Here is a 24,525-nt window from a genome sequence, read left to right on the forward strand (position 1 = left end):
GTTTTGGAAACACCTTGACTTAAAGAAGAGCGAATTTTAACGCCCTCTAAGATACGTGACACTTTGAGAAAAGGAACACACTCGAAACACGTTTATTTACTAATGTAGGACACTTATAGTAAGACTTCCTTAAAAAGGCAAGGGGATGACAAAATGAAGATGCTTCGCAAATGGATAGTTATTCCCACAACCTTGGCGTTGATCTTAACAGGCGCTCTTGCGGCTCGTAGTGATGCCCCAGCGTTAGAACTGTCGTCGAAGTTGTCGAACGATCCGGTCGTCCTTAGCGGGACTTCTGGCGGTCAAACAAGTAGTAATTGCGGTTATATCTCCCAGACACCGAATCAAGTTGTTCGGGTAACGGCAGATCGGATCGACTACTTGCGACTGAGTGTCCAAAGCAGTGGTGAGCCTACGCTTCTGGTTGATGGCCCAGGAGGACGGTTCTGCGTGTTGGCAGATAGTGCTTCTGGAGATAAGCCGGAAATTTCAGGAGTTTGGCTTCGGGGGAATTATAACGTTTATGTCGGCGATCGCGCAGGTGGCGCGCATCCTTATACTCTGTCGATTACTGGACAGAATCAATAACTAAGAACTTTTGCCTGGGTTTTAGTCTTCGAGAGAGCGGGCGGATACCTCAACCGCTTCAACGTCAATCGTTCCGGGAGGCGTCAAACGGTTAAAGTGTCCCTGTTCGATTTTCAGCGACTCGCCGCAATTCGGGCACTGGCACTCGGTGCGATTCAAAGCCGTAAATTCATAGCTACAGACGGGACACTGGTCGGCAATAAGGTTGCGTTGCAACCACCAGCGAAAGCCCAGGAAGGCAAGGACTGGTGCGACGAGGATTAAACCTATCAGAATCAGAAAAGACTTCACCAACCAGCCCAGCCCAATCGATCCCAGCAACCAAATGATTAGCAGCAGGGTAAGCCAAGAGCCGACGCCAGAAAGCTTGAATTGAAAGGTATTTGGGCTGTTCTGGTTCACGGCAATCTCCAACAAAAGCAAGGTAGTATGGACTCCTTCCATCGTGACATACTCCTACACTTACCCGAAGGGTAAGTGTAGGCTTCTCACCAACTCCAGCGATTGCTTAGGATATTTAATGAGCTTTATTGACGACACGGGATGCCCCTCCGCGCCGGAACGAATACAAAAAGTATGTTCTACCTATGTACCGCTAGAATTTTACCCACTCACGGTTCAGGACAATCAATGTCTGTTCTTGGGTGGAACCCTATATTCTAGATTTTCCAGGTTCAAGAGACTGACCAGCATTTTCGGCTCGGACAGAGGTGTTAATTATAACACCAACTGGCGATTCCTCATTTATATATTCCCTTGCTGACCGCATTGGTCATAGATAGAATCGTCACCGCCTGCTATTCATCCTGACGCTATATCCTTTGGATATAGCGCGGGGCTTCCGCAAAAACCAAGCTAAATCAGAATCGATTGTGTCTGAGAACAGAGGGAGTTCGGCAATTATTTTCAAGAGTGCCTAATTGCAATTTTCAAAGAAGCAGCTGTTTTAACTGCTGAGCAAGGGCATCTTTCCCAAACAAGGCGAGACTTTGTTCTCGCAACCACTGAGGGTCGCAGCGCCGGTCGTCCCCTTTGAGGATTTCAATACAGGCATTTGCCACGGCTTCGGGATTGCGATGGGGGACGCGCCAGCCTAAACGTCCATCCTGAAGGGGGTCAGCGGAGCCATCATCGTCACCGGATAGCACGGGGATGCCACAAGCCATCGCCTCTAAATAGACAATGCCGAAGCCTTCCTGGGAGGGCATGATGTAAGCATCGGCGACGCGGTAATGGTCTACAAGGTCTTGTGTGGGAACGAACCCGGCAAATACAACCCGGTTGGCAACTCCTAAATCTTTGGCAAGCTGCGCTAGTCGGGGTTGATCGTCGCCGCGACCGATCACCAGATATTTGACCTCTGGGAATAGTTGCGCGATCGCGGGGATGGCTCGAATGGTGACATCTACGCCTTTGTAGATATCGCCCGACCACAGCCGCGCTACGGTCATCAAAACTTTGGCACCGACAAGATTATACCGCTCGATCAATGCTGGTGGCTTCGGGCCTGGAGTAAAGTAATTCCCATTCACCGCACAGGGTAGCATTTGCACTTTCTGGGGGTCTAGGTCATTGATGGCGCAGGCGCGATCGCGGCTATAGCGACTGATTGTCCAAATCCCAGCCGCCTGCTTGAGTGCCCTTCGTTCTCGATTGGCTAAGGGTTCCCAAAACTCTTTTCCGTAAGTTAGCACCGTATAGGGAATCCCCAGCGGCTGACACAGCACCCTCACCAGCGGTGCCAGATTAATATGACCGCAAAAAACATGGTGGGGACGGCGTTGCAACAGACACGCTAGCAGTGAAGTTGCCAGCCTTAACCGTCCCTTTTGGGGATTTTGGCTTTTGAGATAATGAAATTCGAGGTTTTTTCCCTCAAAGGGATTTGGGCATCCAGCGCCATCCCGTAGCAAAAATACCTCACCTTTGGCTTGATTTCCCAATGAGATATAAGACTGCAAAATATCCTTAACGTAGGATTGAATGCCCCCTTCGCATCCAAAAACTTCTAGGAAAATAAATATATGGTTAGCGGCTGGTTTAACGGTCGGCTCTAAATAATCTATATTTTCTCCCACTTCAATATCCCTGAATTTTAGGAGTTTTGTTCTATCTGGGCGATGGATGGCACCTCAGCGCTTTGTAAACGTTCCAAGTCCTTCAACACCATTTTTTCCAAAAGACCCTCGAAGCTGACTTGTGGTTCCCAGTTAAGTTGGCGCTTGGCTTTCTCTGGATTTGCCACCAGATAGAAATGTTCATCCGATCGCAGAAACTTGGGATCGACAACGACATAACGAGTCCAATCTAGCCCCACACATTCAAAAGCAGTCGCCACCAATTCCCGAACGCTGTGCAACTGACCCGTCCCAATCACGTAGTCTTCCGGTTCATCTGCCTGCAACATCCGCCACATAGCTTCCACATGATCGCCAGCATAACCCCAGTCGCGTTTGGCGTCGAGGTTGCCCATTTCCAGGCGATCGCTTAACCCCAATTTAATTGATGCCGCCGCTAAAGACACCTTCCGCGTGACAAAATTTGGAGGTCGTCTCGGTGACTCGTGGTTGTATAAAATACCGCTACAGGCAAACCAACCGTAGCGCTGTCGGTGATGTACCATCGTCCAATGGGCGTGCAACTTTGCCGCTGCATAAGGATTCATCGGGCGAAAAGGTGTATTCTCATCTTGAGGCGACCGATCCACCTGCCCAAACATCTCGGAACTGCTAGCTTGATAAAACCGCGTGTTCAATCCAGCCAGCCGCACTGCCTCTAACAGCCTGGTTGCCGTACCCGTTACCAAGTCCAGCGTTCCCAACGGGTCTTGCCACGAATCTGGGACGAAACTGGGAGCTGCTAAATTATAAATTTCTTGGGGCTGTAGTTGTTCCACCACTGCCAACAGAGCCGCACTATCCCTCATGTCAACCGCACAAACCTCAATTTGGCTGGCGAGGGAACCCAGTTTAGCCAGACTCGATTGGCGGTGCAGCGGTACCAACCCCGCCACCCGATAACCCCGTTCCAAGAGTAAGCGGCTGAGGTAGTAGCCGTCTTGCCCAGTGATTCCTGTAATTAGCGCTGTCTTTGCCATGAGTTAAGTTTAACCACTTAATTTTGCTCTGGGGCTGGAGTTAGGTTCAGGCAGCTGCTGCATCCTATGTTCTTTTATACTTTGCTTTTTCAGAAGCGACCAGATAATGCTTAACGCCCGTAGATGTTTCAAAAGCAGCACAAAGGCACTACTTTTGAAACCCACAGGCGTTAATAGGCGCAATTGATTGTCTTAAAAAAGACCCAGTGTCAAAGATGTGTCAATAGGTAAGGTGGCACCAATACCCAACCAGAGGGTGACGAGGGTTCCAAAGAGGAAAACTGTCGTGGCGACTGGACGACGGAAGGGATTTTGGAATTTGTTGACGTTCTCAATGAAGGGAACGAGAATCAAGCCCAAAGGAATCCCTGCCATGCAGGCGATACCCAGCAGTTTATTGGGTAAAATCCGCAGAATTTGGAAAACAGGCCAGAAGTACCATTCTGGGAGAATTTCCAGGGGGGTGGCAAAGGGGTTTGCCGGTTCGCCAATCATCGCTGGATCAAGCACAGCCAAACCGATACACAGTGCAATCGTCCCCATAATCACTACAGGGAAAATGTAGAGTAGGTCGTTGGGCCAAGCGGGTTCGCCATAGTAGTTATGACCCATGCCTTTGGCAAGTTTTTCACGTAACTGCGGATCGGTTAGATCCGGCTTTTTTTGGGTTCCCATTGTTGTATGTGTTCTCCTATGCGTTTTGAAAGCTTTGAGCTAAGCAAGAGGCAAAGTGGTGAGGGGATGATAGGGGGATGGGTAATGGAGGGAAGAAAAATTACTTTCCCACTTTCTCTCCTCTCCTCATTGGCCGCTCGGCAGGGACAGGAAGACCCCGCCCCGACGATGGCTCCTTTACAATGGGCCAGAGATGCCCTGCTTGCGAATCATCAAGAAGTGTAGCAACATGAAGACGGCAATCAGCCAGGGCAGCACAAAAGTGTGCAGGCTGTAGAAGCGTGTCAGAGTGGCTTGTCCAACGCTGGAACTACCGCGCATCAGCTCGACGATTTGATCGCCGACTAAGGGAATCGCAGCGGGGACGCCGGAGACAATCTTAACGGCCCAGTAACCAATCTGATCCCAAGGGAGTGAATAGCCGGTGACGCCGAAAGAAACGGTGATCACAGCCAGAATGACACCCGTTACCCAGGTCAGCTCGCGGGGCTTTTTGAAACCGCCGGTGAGATAAACCCGAAAGGTGTGCAAAATCATCATCAGCACCATCATGCTGGCGGACCAGCGGTGGATGGAGCGAATCAGCCAACCGAAGTTGACGTCCGTCATCATGTACTGGATGGAGGAAAAAGCCTCGGCGACGGTCGGCTTGTAGTAAAACGTCATGGCAAATCCAGTGGCAAACTGGATTAAAAAGCAAGTTAGGGTAATCCCACCAAGGCAGTAGAAGATATTTACGTGGGGAGGTACATACTTGCTGGTGACGTCCTCGGCAAGCGCCTGAATCTCCAGGCGTTCCTCAAACCAGTTGTAGGCTTTTGAATCAGTTACCTGCTTAGAAAACATGAACCCAGAGTTCCTAAAAATTTATTGCTGTTTTTGACACGAGCCAACCCCATGAGACAGTTTGCCGCTTTTTTAGGGGGCTTGAAGCGGCAAGGAGGATACCAGACACCGCGATAGATAGAAGTCTAGGCGTAGCCTCTACAAAAAATGTAACATAGCCCGAAAGGGGGATTGGAGTGTCATGCACAAACGAGTGTTAAGGGTTGTATTCGTACTAATCATACAAACTATCTTTGCGTTTAGCTGGTGGAGTTCGCCAGCGATCGCTTTAACGGAGGAACAGCAGCTCCTCTCTGAAGCATGGCGAATTGTCAACTATGCTTACGTGGATGACAGTTTCAATCAACAAAACTGGTGGATGGCGCGTCAAAAGGCGATCAAGCAGCCTCTGTCTAATCGCGAGGCGACTTACACGGCAATTCAAAATATGCTCAAAAGTCTGGAAGATCCCTTCACGCGGTTTTTGAAACCCGACCAATACCGAAGTTTACAGGTGAATACTTCCGGAGAGCTTCAAGGGGTGGGACTGCAAATTGCCCTTGATGCCGAGACGGGCGAGTTGCAAGTGGTGGCTCCGATTGACGGTTCGCCAGCCGCGAAGGCGGGAATCCGATCGCGCGATCGGATTCTGGAAATTGATGGCATCCAGAGCGCCCAACTGACCCTCGACGAAGCCGCCGCGCGGATGCGGGGCGCTGCGGGCACAGAGGTGACGCTCGTGGTGCAACGGGAGGGAAAAACGCCTGAAGAACTTAAGCTAGTGCGATCGCGAATTGCCCTCAACCCCGTTTATGCAGTCTTAGATTCCAGCCGTTCTAGCGTCCCGGTGGGTTACATTCGCCTGAGTCAGTTTAGTGCCAACGCCCCATCTGAGCTGGCGAATGCCGTCGCCAAGCTGGAGAAACAAGGGGCACAAGCTTATCTGCTCGATTTGAGAAATAATCCGGGAGGACTGTTGCAGGCAGGCATTGAGATTGCCCGGATGTGGTTGGATGAAGGCACGATTGTCTATACGGTCAACCGACAAGGCATTTTGGGCAGTTTTGAGGCATCTGCACCAGCACTTACCCACGCTCCCCTAGTTGTTTTAGTGAATCAGGGATCGGCAAGTGCCAGCGAGATTCTAGCTGGGGCGCTTCAAGACAATGGTCGCGCCCAATTGGTAGGCGCTCGAACCTTTGGTAAAGGCTTAATTCAATCTTTGTTTGACCTCTCAGATGGGTCAGGATTAGCGGTAACAGTTGCCAAGTACGAAACGCCAAGCCACCACGATATCAACAAGTTAGGCATCACGCCAGATCGGGAAGTGCCTCTGGAGCCAATTACGCTTGACCAAGTGGGTACGGAAGCAGACCAGCAATACAAAACGGCGTTGGAGGTGTTAACCGCTAATGCGGTCGTTGCTGGTGCTAGTTGATTCGGGAGTGAGGAGGGAGGAGTCAGGACTGAGGACTGAGGGCTGAGGGCTGAGGAGGGAGGAGGGAGGAGTCAGGACTGAGGACTGAGGAGGGAGGGCAGAGAGAGGAGAATTCTTACCAGGACTTACGCAAAGCTTATACATATAGCGTTTTTTCGGGTTCAATCCCTCTGTGGTTGCCCTCAGATGTGGTGCTGTTGCGTAAGCCTTGCTTACTTAGGTTTTCAGTCCGTGCTTCGCACCGAACAGAACGCTAAAAGCGCTAACGGATGTCGCCTAACGGCTGGCGTAACGGTGACGTTAACAGCCTTCAGTTTTTTTATTTCAGTTCTGTGTAAGGACAAAGTTTCAAAAAAGGGGAAATTGACTGCAATTTAGATAAAACTTAATAGTGCATTTACCGAAGCTAGTGAAGTAAATTGGGAATCAAGCGATGCTCGGCTTGAGTGGAAATAGATTCTGGAAAAATCTGAGGCTGAGAGGGTTTCAACCGCGATCGCACAGACCCGTGCGGTTGGTTAATTTTTATGGCACGCTTACCACATCTGGTGAGTGTTTTTACCCCTAAATATAGCGATCGCGCTCATGGTTTTCCTGGCAAACGATCTCAGATACTCTATCAGTCGGTCAACAGTTTTGTCTGTTGCCCACTCATTGCTGAAGTTTTTAGCTTCACAACAAGATTCCAGAGTGGTACTCATCGCCGTGAGTAAGTCTGACTTTACTCCGAGCGATCTGTGCCCGGAGAGAGGATCAAAGGGAGAGCGGTGGGGGTATGCATCCCCAGAAGCCGGTGCTTTGGGTTTGCCGGAGCTGCTGACTTCGCACAACTGTTATTTGAATCTGGCAATGGGGGAGCCATCGGCAACCCATTGTGAGAATAAACGCAGATGGTTGCCTTGTTCGTTGAAGCTGCGGAAGTTAACTCGAACCCTGGGGTCAACACCAGAGAGTAAAAGCAAGGTGCCCTCGTTGGTGATTTTGGGACTGGGCGATCGCTTCAATGTGATGTTGCACAGCTACAAAGCCACTGAGAATTCAGCAGCAAACGCCAATACTTACGAGCTGTGTTTTGGATTCGATCCGGCGATTTTGGGCAGCATTTGCGCCGAAATTCCGCGCGGGTTGCACTTAACCCCAGAAATCTCCCCTCTTTTCGAGCGAGCCATTGCCGATTGGTGCCCTCAACCCAATCTCCCAGGCTTGCAGAGCGAATTCACATCAACGCTGGTGAGTGCTATATTAACCAGTCAAATTAGCACTCAGACGCCAGGAAAAGCAGCAGCAGATGCTTGTAGCAGTGCCGGGGCGAGTTTAACCGACAACCGGAAAGACGCCATAATTCTTGCCTCTCCAACCGACATTCGGACTAAACCCGCCTTATCTAGGGAGCCGGGAACCCAGGCGAATCTTGCCCAATCCCCCATTCCCAACGCTCTAATGCCGAGTTGGCAACAGCCAGAAAAGTTACTGCAAGAACTGCTACGCATTAGCTGGTCAAGCCAGGGAGCGCAGGTAATTTTGCAGCGCTCGGCGGTGTTGATTCAAGAGGCTTTTGGGGTTAGTCGGTGTTTAATTGGGTTCTATAGCGCCAAAGATGAGCGTACCCTGTGGAGTGCGATCGCTCACGATTCATCTATCCCCGTTTCGGCGCGGCAAACTCAATATCCTGAATGGGCAAATGTCGAACATTGCCTTCTCAAACACCATCAGGGCAACCCTTGGGCGGCTGAGCGAAACATTGGCTCGACGGCTGCCCAATCTGTCTTTTTGACCTGGTTGCATACACACCCGCAGGAAATCGAGCCGCGAGAGATGGCATCTCTACACGGCGCGTCTGGACTCGTTGGTTTGCTGGTGCTTGAGCAATGGGATGAGAAGCGGGAATGGCAGCCGGGAGAGCGGCAATTACTGCATCTGGCGCTGCAATTGGTAGAGCGAGGACACAACCTGGCAACGCTTTACCAGCAAGCAGAGGAACGGATTACTCATACGGCGCTATTAAATCGACTGGTTGCCCAAATCCGGGCTTCTTTAGAACTGTCCCATATCTTTGAAACGGTGACGCTGGAACTGGGACATCTTTTGGTGGCAGACCGATGTTTGATTTTTCAGTATTTAGAGGAGCAGCGGTGTTGGAAGCCGCTGACTGAATATCGCGCTCATGCTGATATTCTCACAGCTATGAACTTGATCGTTCCCGATCAAAAAAACTATTGTTCCAGATCGCTGCGGAATTTACAGATTGTCCAGGTGAGCGATACGCGCTTGGTGGATGACCCTATGAGTCGCTCTTTAGCGGCAAAATATCCTGGCGCTTGGTTGATGGTGCCGATTCACCGGCAGCAAAAAATTTGGGGCTGCTTAACCTTCGCTCAGGATCAATTTCCCCGCTACTGGCACGAGTCGGAGTTAAGGTTTATCACGACTGTTGCCGACCAACTGGCGATCGCTATCTACCAAGCAACCCTTTACCAACAAATTCAGGAGCAAAACCAAACTCTAGAAGCCTTGGTGCGAGAGCGCACCGCTGAGCTGGAAAGTTTTTTTGACGCTCACCCAGACTACATTTTTGTGGTCGAGCGCGAGAATCTGCGTCTGCGCTTTTGCAATCATGCTTTTGCTCAAAGGATGGGGTTTGACAATCGATATGCCGTTCAGGATCGGTCGATTCTAGAATGCTTCCCGCCTCTGATTGCCAAGTCTTTTGTTAAACAAAATTTGCGGGTTTTTGAATCGGGAGAAACGCTACACGAACAGGAAACGCTGGTTTTCCCAGATGGGATTCACCACTTCGACACTTTCAGAGTGCCGCTGAAGCACTCCAATGGCGAGGTTTATGCTTGCTTGGGGACTTTCCGTGAAATTACGGAGCTAGTGGAGACGAAGCAGGCGCTATCTCTGAGAACCGAGCAGTTGCAAGATGCCTTGACTGCCGCGAATGCAGCTTCTCAGGCGAAAACTGAGTTTCTAGCAACCATGAGTCATGAATTGCGGACACCGCTCACGTCTGTAATTGGAATGTCCTCCGCTTTAATGCAACCGTATTTTGGCGAACTGAGCGGAAAACAGAAAGAATATCTCAAGATTATTCACAATAGCGGACAGCACCTGTTGCATCTGATTAACGATATTCTCGATTTGTCTAAGATTGAATCCGGTAAGGCGTCTTTAACCCTCAGTCAGTTTTCTCTGGGTCAGGTAGGGATTGAAAGTTTGGAACTGCTGCAAGAAAAGGCTCAAGTCCAACAGGTGAAGCTAACGGGGGATTTTGCTGGGTTGCCTCCCGCCGATGAATTTTGGGGGGATAAACGGCGCGTGCGGCAAATCTTGCTGAATTTACTCTCGAATGCGGTAAAGTTCACACCGCCTGGGGGCGAGGTATGGCTGCGGATGCAGTATGAGGGCAACCGGGCGATGATTGAGGTGGCAGACACGGGAATTGGGATTCCGATGGAGAAACAGCATCTTTTGTTTGAGGCGTTTCAACAAATTGATAGCTCTCTGAATCGGCAGCACGAAGGGACTGGGTTGGGATTGGCTTTGACTCGCCAGCTGGTGGAAATGCACGGCGGCACGATTAGCTTCCATTCGGAGGTAGACGCGGGAACGGTATTCGTGGTCTATCTTCTAGCCCAAAATCCCAATTGAGGTGGTAAGGGATGAGCGATCGCCGGGAATGGATGAAATCTACCGACTCCCGACTGCCTTTTCTGGAAACCTTCAAAACAATCGATCGGGATATCCCTTGGGTTTTCTACAATGGAATGGGGTGTTCCATCTAATGTGTCCCGATTGGGTGGAGAGGCACAAATGGTGTCAAGGACAGCGCGTTGAAGTTTTACGTGCCGGATGCGGCTGTTCCTTCGAGGGGTTATCAGTCGGGATGGTGGCGCTGTATTCTGGAGAATCTACTTGCACTTTGCTCATTTAAGCAATTGGCTGGCACGTTAATTGCCAATCTGGAAAATGGCTAATTGCTAGCCAGTTAATTCTCCTGTAGACCAATTCAGATTTAGATCATGGAACTCTGGTTGCTCCTACTGTTATTAGGACTGGTTACTTACTTCATCGTGAAGCGCAGTGTTGCCAACATCACCCGAACCCCAGTCTGGCTTTTGTGGATGGTGATGATGACACCGGCATTCATTTGGAGTGCCTGGATTCTGGTCTACGGTGAAGATAAGCGAATGCCGCCAGTTTTGGAGATTTCCCCGTTTATCATTTGCCCGTTATTGTACTGGCTGCTGATTCAGTGGGGTCGTCGAGATTTTACCCCGCCGCCAAAACCGCAAGAAATGGTGGCGGAAAACCAAGCTCAGAATCCATCTGAGGTACAGCCTGTCTCTGCTGGCGACGCAGGGAGTACCGTTCGTCCGATTGATAAAACGGAAGAAACCAATCTTCGCAATTGCTTTCCCTGGTCTATCTATTACCTCCAGAACATCGATTACCGACCCCAAGCGGTGATTTGTCGCGGCAAGTTGCGAACTAACCCGGAGGTGGCGTACCAGACAATTCGGGAGAATATTGAGAGATTATTTGGCGATCGCTTCTTTGTTGTCTTTCAAGAAGGTTTGAATGGGAGTCCGTTCTTTGCGCTGGTTCCCAATCCCCAAGCTCACCCGCAGGCACAAGAGCAAACCGAACCTTTAAAACGACCGGCTTTAGCCTTAGGGCTGCTGATCGTGACTTTGTTTACCACTACTTTAGTGGGGGTGGAAATTGCAGAAGTTTCTAACGCCGCCCTGCAATCTAACCCGGCTTTGCTGTTAAAAGGACTGCCCTATGCTTTGGCATTGGTGGCTATCTTAGGCATCCACGAACTGGGTCATTACCTGAGTGCCCAATATTACAAAATTCGCACCACGCTGCCTTACTTTATCCCCGTACCTTTTTTCCTGGGCACGTTTGGAGCGTTTATTGGGCGGCGATCGCCCGTACCCAGCCGCAAAGCGTTATTCGATCTGGGCATTGCCAGTTCCGTCGCTGGTTTTTTGGTGACGTTACCGCTGTTGTTTTGGGGATTGGCGCACTCGGATGTGGTTGCTTTGTCGGAGCAGTCGAGTATCTTAAACTTCACTTCTTTGAATCCCCGGTTTTCTCTGTTATTAACTTTGCTGAGTAAATGGGCACTGGGATCTGAACTGACCGCAAACATGGCAATCAAGCTTCACCCAGTGGGAGTGGCGGCTTATATCGGTTTTGTGTGGACGGCGTTTAAGTTGATGCCGGTGGGACATCTGGATGGCGGTCACATTGTCCACGCCATGTTTGGACAACGAACTGGGGCGATGATTGGTCAAATTAGCAGGCTGTTGATGCTGGGATTGTCTCTGATTCAGCCGGATTTGTTTTATTGGGCAATATTCTTATTCTTGATGCCAGTTTCTGATGAACCGGCGCTGAATGATGTGAGCGAACTTGACAACAAGCGCGATTTCTGGGGATTGTTGGCTTTGGCGCTTTTAGTGAGCATTCTATTGCCAGTTCCAGGAAGTCTCGCGCAGTTGTTGAAGGTTTGATCGGGTAAGTAAAAGAACTCAATTAAACCCGATCGTTTTGTAGGTTGGGTTGAGGGACGAAACCCAACATTCTACCCATCCTACAAATAATTAAGTCTGTCTACTTAATTGGTAATTGCCATTAGCCATTAGCCATTAGCAAACAAATAAAAATGATGGAAAAACAGCCGATTCATGTAATAGGTGGTGGTTTAGCGGGGACAGAAGCGGCGTGGCAAATTGCTAATGCGGGTGTGCCGGTGGTGCTGCACGAAATGCGACCGCTGCGGTTTAGCCCCGCCCATCACTCAGAACACTTGGCAGAACTGGTGTGCAGTAATTCTTTTGGGGCGATGTCGAGCGATCGCGCCGCCGGTCTTTTGCATGAAGAATTGCGTCGTCTCGGCTCAATGATTATCAATAAAGCCGACGAACACGCGGTTCCCGCTGGGGGTGCCTTGGCGGTGGATAGGGGCGTATTTAGCCGCGAATTGACAGAAACGCTAGCGAATCATCCCCTGATTGAGTTACGACGCGGTGAATTGCGCCAAATCCCCACAGAAGGGATTGTCGTCCTCACCACTGGCCCTCTCACCAGTCCCGATTTGGCTGAAGATTTGCAGCAGTTCACGGGCATGGAATACATGAGCTTTTTCGATGCCGCCAGCCCGATTGTGGTGGGAGAATCAATTAACCAGGATGTGGCTTTCTTGGCTTCTCGTTACGACAAGGGAGACGCGGCTTATCTCAATTGCCCGATGAATCGGGAGCAATATCTCCACTTTTGGCAGGAACTCTGCAAGGCTGAACAGACGGAACTGAAGGACTTTGAGCGAGAAACGGCTAAGTTTTTTGAAGCTTGTTTGCCGATTGAAGAACTGGCGCAGCGGGGGGAAGATACGATGCGCTATGGTCCGTTGAAGCCGGTGGGATTGTTTGATGCCCGTAAAGGCGATTTCCGCGCCCCAGAAAATCAGTCGCAACGTCCTTATGCGGTGGTGCAGTTGCGCCAAGAAGATAAGGCGGGGCAGTTGTGGAATCTGGTGGGATTTCAGACGAATTTGCGCTGGGGCGAACAAAAGAGGGTGTTTCAGCTGATTCCAGGGCTGGAAAATGCTGAGTTTGTGCGGCTGGGCGTGATGCACCGCAACACGTTTATCAATGCGCCCCAATTGTTAAAGCCTTGTTTGCAATTCCACAAACGCGCTACGTTACTAGCGGCGGGGCAATTGGTGGGAACGGAGGGCTATACGGCAGCGGCGGCGGGTGGCTGGCTGGCGGGGACGAATGCGGCGCGGCTGGCTTTGGGGAAAGATCCGCTAACGCTACCGGGAACGACGATGATGGGGGCGCTGTTTGAATTTATTAGTTCGGCGTCACCAAAGCATTTTCAACCGATGCCGCCTAATTTCGGGATTTTGCCGGAACTACCGACTCGAATTCGCAATAAGCAGGAGCGATATGGAGTTTACCGCGATCGCGCCCTTGCCGATTTAGCGAGTTGGAAAGCCGCGATCGCCTAATCGTTTTTTTTGATTATTTGTATCAAATTATACTTTTCAAAATTGTTTTGAGAGGTATACTTTTATAATGGGAATCTGTGCGCTCAGGTAAATTGGTTCTCAATTAGCCGCACTGCCTCCACAGCACCATTAGGATAATCCACAGGGCGATTGGATACATGATTTTGCAGCATTGCCACAGTAGCGATCGCTTCATGAATCTCTTGCACGCAGTAGGCGCATCGTAAAGCCCTCACATTTTGACGGTCATACAGTCGCTTAAAGGCAAAAGCGACTAACGGGACGCCCACAGCAGCACATTCATAAACCGTGTTATAACCAGCCCCGCCGACAACGATATCAGCCGCCGGTAGGCATTCAATTCCCGGCGAGTGAGACACCCATAACTGCGGCGGACATCCCTCTGGACAAATGGGTGCTAAGACACGCACCGCCGCGTCTGGAAAAGCTTGATTCAGGTGAGTTGATAACTTACCAAAGAAAGATAATTCGGAAGCTTGTCCGGCGGCGCACACAAGGATAATCTTTTCTCTAACCCGCGCCGGTGGGCTTTGTTTGTGTACCCGCAAATTATATTCGCCAGGGCGATCGCAATTCAGACCAAGTAGCGATCGCGCCTTCATTCTATCCGGCAGTTCCTCAGCATTGCGAATTAACCAGGGACTGGTGTAATGCACAATTGGTAAATCTGCTAGCGGCAAATCTTCTCCATCTCCCGGTACAATAACCGCATCAAAGTTTTCTGCAACAAAAGAGCGCAACGCGAAGCGGTGAATATAGACTGGGCTAATATCGCGGTGAATTAAAATTCGGGGAATGTGCTTTAACTGGGGCAAAATATCTGCCAATTCACCACCCAACCCGCGAGGAAAAGTATCGACAATTAAACAGTCGTATTGGGTGTTTAATAAAACATCCCGCACTTGTTCGCAAGTCGCCGCAAAACCAGCGTCAGGTGCAATTACTTGCACATCGCAACTCTCATCGCGCAAGTAAGTTGCATAAGGGCTATTCGTAAGAATTTTAACGCGATGATGACGGGCGGCAATTCGTCCGAGAGATAAGCTACGGGTAAGATGTCCCCAACCACCTCCTAAAGCATAGATCAACCAAGTTGCCATTTTTTGAGTTTTCAACGCAAAGAACGCAAAGGTACGCTAAGGAATCATTTTTTCTTGGCGTACCTCTGCGTTGAAAATTTAACTTGCCCCCATATCTATCTCAAAATCTGCGTCCATTTCCCCTTCCAAACTTATATTGTCTGCTTCGGTGAAATCTACATTGCCGGTTTCAGAGTCATAATAATAGCGATCGCGGTTGTCATAGTAGTTGCTGCCCCAATAACCGCGATTATAATTACCATATCCAGAGTAATAGGAATAGTCGTAGTAATAGGGGTTATTATCCGGGTAACTACAGTAAGGACAGCCGATGTTTGTGGTGCGTCCGCAGCAGCGTTTGAAGAGAAATCCTACCATGCGATCGCATTCTCCACTTGCACCGATTCCCGATGAACTGGTAGCTTCTCTGCTTCTGGGGTTGAGTTGAATTTCGTAGGAACCAATTTGCAAGCGATCGCCATCTATTAGCGTACTACTGGGCAACCTGACGCTGTTAATTAAGGTGCCGGTACTGCTATTTTGATCGACTACGATTAACTCGCCATTCGCTACATCAATTAGAGCATGATATTCAGCTACTTGCTCGTTGGCTAACACAATTCTAGCAACCCGATTGCCATCAATTTCTTGGGGCATTGAGGCAAATTCTCGACCCAAGGCGACAGGCGTCTCTAACACGGGTTCTCGTCGTTCGCCGGTGACTGGATCTATCCAACTCAGTTGAATTTGCAAGGGTTATTTCCCTCCCGAACGATTAACTGCATAAGCTAAAGCGGCTTTTTGTTCTTTGCTTAAAACGTCGAATCCGAAACTAGCGATCGCAATTGGGTTTACCTGCGATTTTGTATAAAAAACTGGTTTTTCGGCTGCATTTATCAGAGAAACTTTCCCATTTTTTACTTTTACTTTATAAAGCGACTGTTTATCCGGTGACTCAATTTCAAAACCATAGTCCCGCGCTTTAATTCTGTAAATTTCTTTATTCGCCCCATCTTCTAACTTGTAATCTCCATCATTCTGTCTTCGCAGAATATACAATTCTTTTGTCTGATCTGCGTTTTCAATCTTCCAGTAGCCGTCTTTTGTTACAACATAGCCTAAAACTTTATCGGTAGGATTCTTAATTTTTACTTTCCCCCCATTATCAACATTAAATCGAGCTAATTCTTTGTCCTTGCCATCAACTAATTTAGCTCCATCCGCCTCTGTTTTCAGGGCAAAATCTTCCGTCCCACCCTCTTGTTTAAATTTGATTTTATCTGTACTGGTAGCCACCGATGACGGGTTATTATTCTGGGCGACTGGGGATATTTGCGGACTAGATGTTGTAGATACTTCCGGTGCCTGCTTAACAGAATTACCGCAAGAACCTAGCAGTATTACTGCTGCCAAAGCTAAGCCCGAAAAAAATGTTCTACTCATTTTATTCATACTTCAAAGTTTCAACCTAAATTACTTCTTTATTTAGCAACAGTTTGCAAGATAAAAATTCTGGATTTTTGCAAACAAACTAAATACTATTTTGTTTTTACTTACTTTGCTTTAGATAGCATCCGAGCTAAATTTAGAACTTGATAAAGGCTGAGAAACATCATCGTGATAGTTTGATACAATTTTTCTTGATCCCAGAACATAGAAGGTGGCATTTTTACGACCAATTTTATCTCCTTATCCGTCACTCTCATCCGTTTTACCTTAGTCATTTGGGGAAGTTTTACTGCATTCACTACTTCATTGTTCAAAACTTTGATTGCTCCGTACCGTCGTGGCGGATAGGTTAAATTTAAACTGATATCTAATCCCTTAGCTTTCGACTTTGTTTTGTATTTTGATTTGCCACTCATAGAACGCTTCCATCCATAAGCGGTCTGATTTAGCTCAGAAGTTGTTACTACAAAACGAGTTTTATCTAAAAATTGTCCTTCCATCTTTAGCCAATCATCTTGGAAAATATCTATCTTAAATCCTGACTTCAAAGGATGCTCAACTGTTTTAATTAGCTTAGATTTTTGATTAGCTGGACTGAGAACTAAATGAACACTGACATTAGCTTCCTTATCCACATCTCGCTCCAGCATTTCCAAAACTTTTTTCGTTAATTCATAGCGATGATTTGGGAGATTCAATCGCCTATATTTACTCCGCCTTATCCCTGCATAAATTGCTACGATTGTACATCCAATACCAGCCAGAAATAATAAGAATATTAAAAGGGTTCCAAATAATTGAAAACTATCTCGCAGTTCTCCTACAAATATCATTAAAATGAAGGCTAGAACAATTGAACTAATCGCCCCAATAACACATTTAGTTGCCAAACTACCAAACTCTGCCTGCTTTGCCTCTGAGGCTCTATCTAGGGTTGCTATTTCACTTAAGTCTTTGACAATATCAGAAATAGTAGCAGTCACAGAATAAGTCAAATCTTTGCGAAACTTTTCTAAATTTATTGGCATTTGTAAAAAAAATTTAATCTCAATGAATAGGGTATTACGTAAGGTAGCGATCGCTTACATCAAATCACGCTCAACCGCTTTGATAGCAGATGCATTCTCAGAAGTGGCAACTATTGTTACAAAAAGTTAGAATTTTATGGCAAAATTGAGTCATGGTCTAATTGATGAACGATTCTAGAATAGCCTACATTTCTTTCGATACCGTACCAGCGCCCAAGGGAGCCGCAATTCATATTGCCGCTTTTACTCAAGCTTTGGCAGATGCTTTTGCTGACATTGAGCTAGTGACAGTTTCCCCGACAGCCTACGCGGCGAATCAGCGGGAATCACCCCATGTTATCCAATCTATGTTACCTGCGCTAGGAGATACGCTCATTAACCGAGTGTTGTATTTCCGTGCCATGCTGGGCAGTTGGTGGCAGAATAAGTGGTTTGAGGCGGTGCATATCCGTTCTATTTATGAAGGTTTTCCCATTGCGCTGAATAAAGAAAAAATATGTAATAACTTAATTTTTGAAGTCAATGGATTGCCATCCATTGAACTCAAGTATCGCTATCCAGCAGTGGCAGATGATCGGGAATTGTTGCATAAATTGAAGACACAAGAACAAATTTGTCTAGAAGCCTCAGATTTAATTTTGACACCTAGTTTCGTCACCAGAAACTATCTCCAAACAAGAGGTGTTCCCGAATCAAAAATCCGCGTCATTCCCAATGGAGTTGATTTAGATGTATTTACATATTGTCCTTCAAAGTTTAGGGATGTAGAGTATCCAAATATTTGTTATCAGGAGGAAACCCCACCCCTACAGATTGGAAATGATTCAAGAAAGGCTCAGCCTCGGTTTCGCCTGTTATATTTCGGTACGTTTTCCGCTTGGCAAGGGGTCAATCTTGCCGTTGAAGCGCTGGCACTTGCTGTCCGCGATTTTCCTACTGAATTGACAGTAATTGGGCAGGCTCGTGACTTTCAGCTTTTAGCCTTAAAACAGCTAGCTTTAAAGTTGGGAGTAGCAGAGTATCTCACTATTTTAGACCCTGTATCGCAAGCGGAACTCGTCCAAAAAATCCATGCTGCTGATGTAATTTTGGCTCCATTGACGCCGAATGACCGAAATCTGGTTCAGGGTTGTTGTCCTTTAAAGATTTTGGAAGGAATGGCGACAGGTACGCCGGTGATTGCTAGCGATTTACCAGTGGTGAGAGAATTGGGTGTGGATGGGGTGCATTTCCTGCTGGTTAAACCGGGTTCCGCGAAGGCAATTAAAGATGCCTTGCTGAGGTTAAAAATAGAACCGGAATTGGCAACAAATTTGGCGAGGAATGCCCGTCAGCAGATCGAGAATGATTACACTTGGAAACACGCGGGTGATGCTTTGGTGGCAGCTTATGAAGAAATTGGTATTAAACGATCGATAACAGTTTGAAGCCGCCGGTTTTCATGTTTTAGAGAAAATTCAGCGAGAATGCGATCGCGCCCTGCCATCCCAATCTGACGCCTAGCACTTGGTTCTAAATCTAAACACTCCAGCACCGCCTCACCCAGTCGATGTAACTGGGAACGAGGCAGCAAAAATCCACTTTTTCCATGCTCAATCACCTCTGGAATCCCACCTGCATCGCTGGCAATACAGCAACAACCACAGGCGATCGCTTCTAGCAACGCATTCGGCATCCCCTCCCACACGGACGGTTGCAGATAGACATCACACAGCCGCAGATGCCCAGCTACCGCCGCAGGACTCTCTAAATGTCCGGTGATAATAATCCGCTTCGCGTCTTCTGGATGCTGAGTCGCATAAAGTTGTAGTGCCGCTTCTTGAGACGCCCGCACTTCCCCGATAATTAATAAACAGGCAGGACGTTGGGCGCGGACTGTTGTTAAGGCATTCAGCAGAAACTGCTGTCCTTTCTTTTCTCGCAATTCCCCGGAAAATCCCAGTACCGCTTCATCAGGGGCAATGCCCAAAGATGCTCTGAGAAGGGATGATTCATGAGTTGCCCCGACAATGGCGGGCGAAAATACCCGCTCGTTGACGCCATTTTTCAAAACCATCACATCATCCCGCTGGGCGAGTAGCTGAATCTTTCGCGCCATATCAGCACTCACCGCCGTAATCAAACGGGCGTTTAACAGCGTCCATTGCAGTCGCGCAAAGTCCCCCGGTGGAAACATGGCTCGATCGATATCATTCCCACGGGCGCTTACGGTGCTGGGAAGTCCATTTGTCGCTGCAAACCAAGTGGCTAAGAAACCACTGGGGAAGACATAGTGCCCCCAAACAGCATCGTACCCACGGCACTGATGCAGCCAGTCGAGGACGTTGAGCGTATGGGGCATCGTCATATCCCAGTGGCGATATAGCCCCACCCGATGGACTTTGAGATGTTTGATGATTTGGAAATTTTGACTTTCGGCGTGCCCGGTTGCCCCGCTAGCAACATCTGAACTCCGGACTTCTCCCGGTTGCAAGTAACGACTCCACGCCACAACGTCTACTTCAATGCCCAACTGGCAGAGGGCGGCAGCGATGCGCCCCGCACTACTCGCTAACCCGCCCATATCTGGGGGAAATCGTTCCGTGAGAAAAAGAAGACGTCTCAAGCGACTCTAAAGTATTGCTGTATCGGCTAGGACTGTCTAAAGTCTCGCGCCCCGCGATCGCTATTCCTTCTCACTCGCGCCGTCAATCGCTACCAGCACCACTGTGATATTGTCTCTGCCCCCCTTATCTTTAGCAGACTCGACAAGGGCGGCGGCTGCATTTTTCAAGGAGGTAGACTTGAGGTGAGTTGCAATCAACTGATCGGAGAGTTCTTCGGTGAGTCCATCGCTACACAGCAGCAGTCTGTCGCCTGCCTGCACATCCAGCGGTTGGATATCAATCAGACGCAAATCTTTACGACCCAGACACTGAGACAATACGTGACGCCACGGGTGCATTTTAGCTTGTTCGGAAGTCAGCTCCCCGGCTTTCATCGCCCGTGCCACCCAAGTATGATCCTCAGTTATTTGCTCTAGAGTTGCCCCTCGCATTCGATAAAGGCGAGAGTCACCCACATGAGCGACCCAAGGCTGCTGTTGGCGAAACATCACCACAACGCCTGTCGTGCCCATATCTGAGCGTTCTGGATGATTAGATTGATCTTGTAGAATCGCCTGATTTGCTTCCAAGAAGGCTTTTTCTAATAACGCTTGGCAAGTCTCGCCGGAATGCCAATGCTCGTTGAGATAGGTGTGGATAGCCTGAGTGGCGATTTGGCTGGCCTCCTGGCCTCCTGCATGGCCTCCCATGCCATCAGCAACTATGAAAAATCGCCCATCAGGGTCGATATGGTAGTCATCTTGGTTGACGGAACGAAGAAGTCCCGCATCAGAGAGGCCCGTGGAGCGAGGAATCATATATTGTCTGCTGGCAACAGCAACTTTACTTTACCCGAATCAAAACATCCGATCAAATCGGTCGAGGCGCATGAGCAAGCGAATGAGGACAAAAGCTAGGGCAGATGCCGCCAGAGCAACCACGACTGCCAGCCCGACATAACCCTGAACGAAGAGGATAGTGGCTGATAGGGTGAAGGCACTGATGAGCAAAGTATAGTTAGTTCCCAACTGAATGCTACTCATTCGCCGGAGAATGCGATCGCTTTCGATAGATCGCACTCGAATTCGCAAGTCCCCCTGCTCTAATTTCTCAATCGTATCCTCAATCCGCCGGGGCAAACTCAAAGCCGTACTGCTAACTTGAGCCGCTTGCCGTCCTAATTCATTAAAGAAGCTACTACTATTACTGCCATTACTATCTGCCATAAGCTGCATTGCAAAGGGTTTTGCAACCTCCATAAAGTTAAATTCCGGGTCTAAGCCTTTTCCAACGCCTTCTAAAGTTGAGAAGGCTCGCATCACAAAGGTAAAAGTCGCCGGAAACCGAAAAGGTTGGTCGTAAGCAATTTCATAAAGGTCTTCACTAATTTGACTCACCGATTGGTTTTCAAACGGCTTATCCATAAAGTGATCCAGCATATACTGAATCGATCGCCGCACGGGTCCCATATCATCAACCACTGCCAGCGCTCCCATTTCGACGAGCGAATTCATCACTCGGTCGCCATCTTTTTGGGCAATGCCAAACAGCGTTTCCATCAGTTGCTCGCGAATGTTGGACTTGATCCGCCCCATCATGCCGAAATCATAGAAAATTAGGGCACCTTCGGGACTGACTGCGATATTGCCAGGGTGAGGGTCGGCGTGGAAGAAGCCATCGTTGAGCAATTGTTGCAGGTAAGCTTTTGCACCCATGTGAGCCAGTTCCTTTCGATCCAGCCCCGCTGCTTCCAGCGCTTCATAGTGACTTATTTTAATCCCCGGAATGTACTCAAGAGTTACAACCCGTGGCGACGTATATCGCCAGTAGACACGCGGCACCTTTACCCAATCATAGGCGCGGAAGTTGCGGCGAAACGTATCGGCGTTGCTGCCTTCATTCAGGTAATCAATTTCTTCCCAAAGAATTCGGCTGCACTCCTCATAGATTCCCAGCCAGTCACGACCTCGACCCCAGTCGGGATGGTTTTGAAAGAAACGGGCAATTCCTCTAAGAATTTGCAAATCAACCGTAAACAGCTGCCGCAGTCCGGGTCGTTGTACCTTGACCACGACTTCTTCGCCGCTGTGGAGAGTTGCTTTATGTACCTGTCCCAAGCTAGCAGCCGCGAGGGGAATCGGGTCAAAAGTGCGGTAAAGTTGCGAAACTTTCTTGCCGAAGTCCTTCTCAATCATCACCTCAGCTTGTTCGTAACTAAAAGCAGGCACCTTGTCTTGCAGCTTAGAAAGTTCCTCCACATACTCCGAGGGGAATAAATCGGCACGGGTGGAGAACAGCTGCCCGACTTTAATAAAAGTTGGCCCTAAGTCTAAGAACGTCTCTCGAATCCAAATGGCTTGCGCTCTGCGTCTGTGGACTTGTTTTTCCTCTGTAACTCCGCCCTGATAGCTCCAAGATTTGTTGTAGCGCCAGAGCTTAAACAATAAGGTTAAAACAAACCCCCAAATATCTAAGAAGCGCCGTTGGTGGGAGTAACTTTCGCGGTTCCACCGATAAGCCTTATCCTTACGGGCTTTATCAGCGGCACGCTGGGCACTCGGCGTGCTAGCCGCGTATCGCTTCAGTTTAGAGTCATTAGGATAGGCTGACACTCGGATTCCTAAGTCGGTTTTTTCAAGTAATTGGCGCAAGAGCAGTTGAGTTTTGAGAGTTTTGGATAACTAACAACTCACAACTGAATTCCCACTCAGCACGCGAACAGAGCGCTGGTACGCTAACAGAATTTATACTGAGCGGCTGCGATAGCGTTGTAATTCGGAGCGAAAGCGAGCGACTTCTGCCCGAAGTTCATCAATCGTCGCTTGCAAATCTGTGGTTTGGTTGCCTTGAGGCACAATGCTGGTAGTGGTTCGCCCCCGCATCACCGTTTCAGCTTGGGCGTCAGAGCGTTCGGTCACTCGTGAGGTGAAGTGCCGCAAAGACTCTCGTTGTTCAGCATCAAATTTGCCGAGTTCCGAGAGAGCATTGGTGACGGCGTTTTCTACCTGTTCATTCAGAGCTTCTGCAACCGCTCTGCCGAGAAAAAATGCATGAACTACAGGATTAGTCATGAAAAAATCTATTTGTGCGTCCGTAACAAATTATAACTTGCTTGCTCTCAATACTACCTACAGCCTAGGTTACAGCTCAGGCTTTGGCAGTGTGCCTGGGGAAGGTGGCACGGGTGCGACAACGGCAGCGGGGGGTGATAGCAGATTAGCGCTGGAAGTGGGATCGGGGGTGTCTGAGATGGGCCAGTCGTCGCGGGGTGGAAAGGATTGTTCGGTGTGCAGGATAGAAGATCCTGGCCCCATTGCTTTGTTCAAGCGAACTGCTAAGCCAAATCCAGCACCCGTACAGGTAGCGATCGCTGCTGTGATCATCAGCCCTCTGGCTAGTGTCAGTTTGGGAAACTTTAAGTTTTGTAAGCTAGGAATGCCCGCTGACGAGCCAAGCTTTGTAGAGACAAGGGTTATCGCCTCTGGAATCTTGAAACTCTCTAACGAGATTTTCAGTTTGGCGAGGGCAATCGGGAAGGTTGCCCGTATCGCTGTTTTGAGTTTTTTCGGGGCAGCACTAACAATAGCAGGCTGAGTTTTTGCGGGGCGGGTTTTGCCCGGTCGCTTCACATCCTGACTGAGATTCCAGTTCACTCCGCTGGCAATCGATGTCTCCGGTTTCTTGTTGCTGGCTGGTTGCCGCTTTTGGGGGGCAGGCTGAGATTTGGGGAGATTCACAGGGGGACGAGCCGTTTGGGTCGCCCTGTGAACCTGTGGAGCCTTGCTAGCTGGCAACAGGGATAGCCAATCTTCTACTTTTTGGGGACGCTTCTCGGCTTTGATTTCCAAGCCACATAAAATTGCCGCGATCGCAGTTGGGCTGAGTTTGGGTTGAATTTGCCTTAAATTTGGGAGTGGGATGCGATCGCGTAGCGGTGCCGGAACCGGCGGTTGACCTGTCAGCAAGCAATACAAACTTGCTGCTAAAGCATACACATCTGTCGCTGGGGTGAGTTTTTTCTGGGAAAGAGATTGTTCGATTGGCGCATATCCGGGATTCAGCAAATTGGCTTGGGTTTGCGTCACTCCCTGCGTAAATTCATCGCCAAAACCAACGTCTATCAGCACTACATCATCAGTTCCTTGACGCCGGATGATGTTTTGGGGTTTGACATCTCGGTGCAGTAAACCTGCCTTGTGGATAACATTTAGGGCACTGCCAATTTGACGAATATAGCCAAGGGCTTGTGCTTCTGGCAACATCTGACCTGCTGGCAGCGATTCAGCCAGGGTCTGCCCCGGTATAAACTCCATGACAATGAAACATCGCCGAGATTCCTCAAACAAGTCGAGAACCCGAACCAGGTGAGGATGCTTGCAGCGGGCAAGGCGACGTGCCTGGGTAAGAAATTGCTGCCCAAACCGCTCAAAATCGGGATGAGTCCGCAGACTGTCGTTGAGGGTTTTGATGACGACCGCTTTCCCCGACTGAGTATGAGTCGCCCGGTAGGTGATCCCAAAGATACCTTGACCCAGTGGGGCGTCGAGGACGTATTTGCCGTTCTTCAGGACTGCTCCAGCCGTTAAGTTCATTAAAGATTTGTTACAGTTTTCCCAACTATGCTACCGTCTTGGTACCGAGTTTTGAGTCCTAGGAAATAGGTAGCGGCGGTTGATTACCCGGCTACCTACTGCTGGTGTCCCCGATCCCGGC

General features: G+C 49.0%; 24 protein-coding genes. 8 read left to right on the plus strand and 16 right to left on the minus strand.

Translation table 11 applies throughout. From position 1 onward, the window contains the following. The first annotated feature begins 153 nt into the window (after positions 1-153). Positions 154-588, plus strand: coding sequence for a hypothetical protein (locus ACFW2W_RS16255; protein ID WP_378180117.1), 435 nt, complete (start codon positions 154-156; stop codon positions 586-588). A 21-nt stretch (positions 589-609) separates the two neighbouring features. Here ACFW2W_RS16255 and ACFW2W_RS16260 read toward each other — a convergent pair whose 3' ends face one another. From ACFW2W_RS16260 to petB, 5 genes are all read right to left on the minus strand, one after another. Continuing rightward, the gene (locus tag ACFW2W_RS16260) at positions 610-1,032 is read right to left on the minus strand and encodes a hypothetical protein (protein WP_378180124.1); all 423 of its coding nucleotides are present in this window, start codon (positions 1,030-1,032) and stop codon (positions 610-612) included. A 485-nt stretch (positions 1,033-1,517) separates the two neighbouring features. Next, positions 1,518-2,672, minus strand: a complete 1,155-nt coding sequence (locus ACFW2W_RS16265; RefSeq protein WP_378180359.1) for a glycosyltransferase family 4 protein — start codon at positions 2,670-2,672, stop codon at positions 1,518-1,520. 11 nt (positions 2,673-2,683) lie between these two features. Next, the gene (locus tag ACFW2W_RS16270) at positions 2,684-3,685 is read right to left on the minus strand and encodes a GDP-mannose 4,6-dehydratase (protein ID WP_378180127.1); all 1,002 of its coding nucleotides are present in this window, start codon (positions 3,683-3,685) and stop codon (positions 2,684-2,686) included. Positions 3,686-3,877: 192 nt separating this feature from the next. Further along, on the minus strand, positions 3,878-4,360 hold the full coding sequence (gene petD / locus ACFW2W_RS16275) for a cytochrome b6-f complex subunit IV (protein WP_378180130.1): 483 nt from the start codon (positions 4,358-4,360) through the stop codon (positions 3,878-3,880). Positions 4,361-4,537: 177 nt separating this feature from the next. Continuing rightward, positions 4,538-5,206 carry a cytochrome b6 gene (petB, locus tag ACFW2W_RS16280; RefSeq protein ID WP_378180133.1) on the minus strand — a complete coding sequence of 223 codons (669 nt, stop codon included), beginning with the start codon at positions 5,204-5,206 and terminating at the stop codon, positions 4,538-4,540. Positions 5,207-5,387: 181 nt separating this feature from the next. Here petB and ctpA point away from each other — a divergent pair, with 181 nt between their 5' ends. Then, positions 5,388-6,623 carry a carboxyl-terminal processing protease CtpA gene (gene ctpA, locus ACFW2W_RS16285; RefSeq protein ID WP_378180136.1) on the plus strand — a complete coding sequence of 412 codons (1,236 nt, stop codon included), beginning with the start codon at positions 5,388-5,390 and terminating at the stop codon, positions 6,621-6,623. Here the strand turns inward: ctpA and ACFW2W_RS16290 are convergent. After that, a complete protein-coding gene (locus tag ACFW2W_RS16290; protein ID WP_378180139.1) occupies positions 6,588-6,767 on the minus strand; it encodes a hypothetical protein in 180 nt (59 codons plus the stop codon). The genes ctpA and ACFW2W_RS16290 overlap by 36 nt on opposite strands. Before the next feature lie 392 nt (positions 6,768-7,159). Further along, complete coding sequence (locus ACFW2W_RS16295; RefSeq protein ID WP_378180142.1) at positions 7,160-7,324, minus strand: hypothetical protein; 165 nt, start codon at positions 7,322-7,324, stop codon at positions 7,160-7,162. A gap of 4 nt (positions 7,325-7,328) precedes the next feature. Between ACFW2W_RS16295 and ACFW2W_RS16300 the strand changes: the two genes are divergently transcribed. The 5 genes from ACFW2W_RS16300 (at position 7,329) to trmFO (ending at position 13,650) form a co-directional block, all read left to right on the plus strand. After that, entirely contained in the window at positions 7,329-10,274 is a 2,946-nt protein-coding gene (locus ACFW2W_RS16300; protein ID WP_378180145.1) for an ATP-binding protein, read from the plus strand. 11 nt (positions 10,275-10,285) lie between these two features. Then, positions 10,286-10,408 (plus strand): hypothetical protein, encoded by a 123-nt coding sequence (locus ACFW2W_RS16305; protein ID WP_378180148.1) that lies wholly within the window; start codon positions 10,286-10,288, stop codon positions 10,406-10,408. Positions 10,409-10,456: 48 nt separating this feature from the next. After that, positions 10,457-10,600 carry a hypothetical protein gene (locus ACFW2W_RS16310; protein ID WP_378180151.1) on the plus strand — a complete coding sequence of 48 codons (144 nt, stop codon included), beginning with the start codon at positions 10,457-10,459 and terminating at the stop codon, positions 10,598-10,600. A 45-nt stretch (positions 10,601-10,645) separates the two neighbouring features. Continuing rightward, complete coding sequence (locus tag ACFW2W_RS16315) at positions 10,646-12,148, plus strand: site-2 protease family protein (protein WP_378180154.1); 1,503 nt, start codon at positions 10,646-10,648, stop codon at positions 12,146-12,148. Positions 12,149-12,303: 155 nt separating this feature from the next. Next, positions 12,304-13,650 carry an FADH(2)-oxidizing methylenetetrahydrofolate--tRNA-(uracil(54)-C(5))-methyltransferase TrmFO gene (gene trmFO / locus ACFW2W_RS16320; RefSeq protein WP_378180361.1) on the plus strand — a complete coding sequence of 449 codons (1,347 nt, stop codon included), beginning with the start codon at positions 12,304-12,306 and terminating at the stop codon, positions 13,648-13,650. 83 nt (positions 13,651-13,733) lie between these two features. Here the strand turns inward: trmFO and ACFW2W_RS16325 are convergent, their stop codons facing one another. From ACFW2W_RS16325 to ACFW2W_RS16340, 4 genes are all read right to left on the minus strand, one after another. Next, the gene (locus ACFW2W_RS16325; RefSeq protein ID WP_378180157.1) at positions 13,734-14,771 is read right to left on the minus strand and encodes a UDP-N-acetylglucosamine--LPS N-acetylglucosamine transferase; all 1,038 of its coding nucleotides are present in this window, start codon (positions 14,769-14,771) and stop codon (positions 13,734-13,736) included. A 78-nt stretch (positions 14,772-14,849) separates the two neighbouring features. Next, positions 14,850-15,503: an FHA domain-containing protein gene (locus ACFW2W_RS16330; RefSeq protein ID WP_378180160.1), complete on the minus strand. Its 654-nt coding sequence runs from the start codon at positions 15,501-15,503 to the stop codon at positions 14,850-14,852. 3 nt (positions 15,504-15,506) lie between these two features. Next, positions 15,507-16,202 (minus strand): hypothetical protein, encoded by a 696-nt coding sequence (locus ACFW2W_RS16335; protein WP_378180163.1) that lies wholly within the window; start codon positions 16,200-16,202, stop codon positions 15,507-15,509. Positions 16,203-16,303: 101 nt separating this feature from the next. Beyond that, entirely contained in the window at positions 16,304-17,227 is a 924-nt protein-coding gene (locus tag ACFW2W_RS16340) for a hypothetical protein (protein ID WP_378180166.1), read from the minus strand. A 164-nt stretch (positions 17,228-17,391) separates the two neighbouring features. Here ACFW2W_RS16340 and ACFW2W_RS16345 point away from each other — a divergent pair, with 164 nt between their 5' ends. After that, entirely contained in the window at positions 17,392-18,654 is a 1,263-nt protein-coding gene (locus tag ACFW2W_RS16345) for a glycosyltransferase family 4 protein (RefSeq protein ID WP_378180169.1), read from the plus strand. Here the strand turns inward: ACFW2W_RS16345 and ACFW2W_RS16350 are convergent. From ACFW2W_RS16350 to ACFW2W_RS16370, 5 genes are all read right to left on the minus strand, one after another. After that, positions 18,615-19,832, minus strand: coding sequence for a glycosyltransferase (locus ACFW2W_RS16350; protein ID WP_378180172.1), 1,218 nt, complete (start codon positions 19,830-19,832; stop codon positions 18,615-18,617). The two genes, ACFW2W_RS16345 and ACFW2W_RS16350, sit on opposite strands and share 40 nt — an antisense overlap. A 60-nt stretch (positions 19,833-19,892) precedes the next feature. Then, complete coding sequence (locus ACFW2W_RS16355; RefSeq protein ID WP_378180175.1) at positions 19,893-20,630, minus strand: Stp1/IreP family PP2C-type Ser/Thr phosphatase; 738 nt, start codon at positions 20,628-20,630, stop codon at positions 19,893-19,895. Positions 20,631-20,669: 39 nt separating this feature from the next. Then, positions 20,670-22,424 carry an ABC1 kinase family protein gene (locus ACFW2W_RS16360; protein WP_378180178.1) on the minus strand — a complete coding sequence of 585 codons (1,755 nt, stop codon included), beginning with the start codon at positions 22,422-22,424 and terminating at the stop codon, positions 20,670-20,672. Between the two features lie 132 nt (positions 22,425-22,556). Beyond that, positions 22,557-22,883 carry a DUF6825 family protein gene (locus tag ACFW2W_RS16365; RefSeq protein WP_378180181.1) on the minus strand — a complete coding sequence of 109 codons (327 nt, stop codon included), beginning with the start codon at positions 22,881-22,883 and terminating at the stop codon, positions 22,557-22,559. A 69-nt stretch (positions 22,884-22,952) separates the two neighbouring features. Beyond that, positions 22,953-24,404: a serine/threonine protein kinase gene (locus ACFW2W_RS16370; protein ID WP_378180184.1), complete on the minus strand. Its 1,452-nt coding sequence runs from the start codon at positions 24,402-24,404 to the stop codon at positions 22,953-22,955. Positions 24,405-24,525: the final 121 nt, after the last annotated feature.

The organism is Coleofasciculus sp. H7-2 (assembly GCF_042747725.1).
Classification (GTDB): Bacteria; Cyanobacteriota; Cyanobacteriia; order Cyanobacteriales; family FACHB-T130; genus FACHB-T130.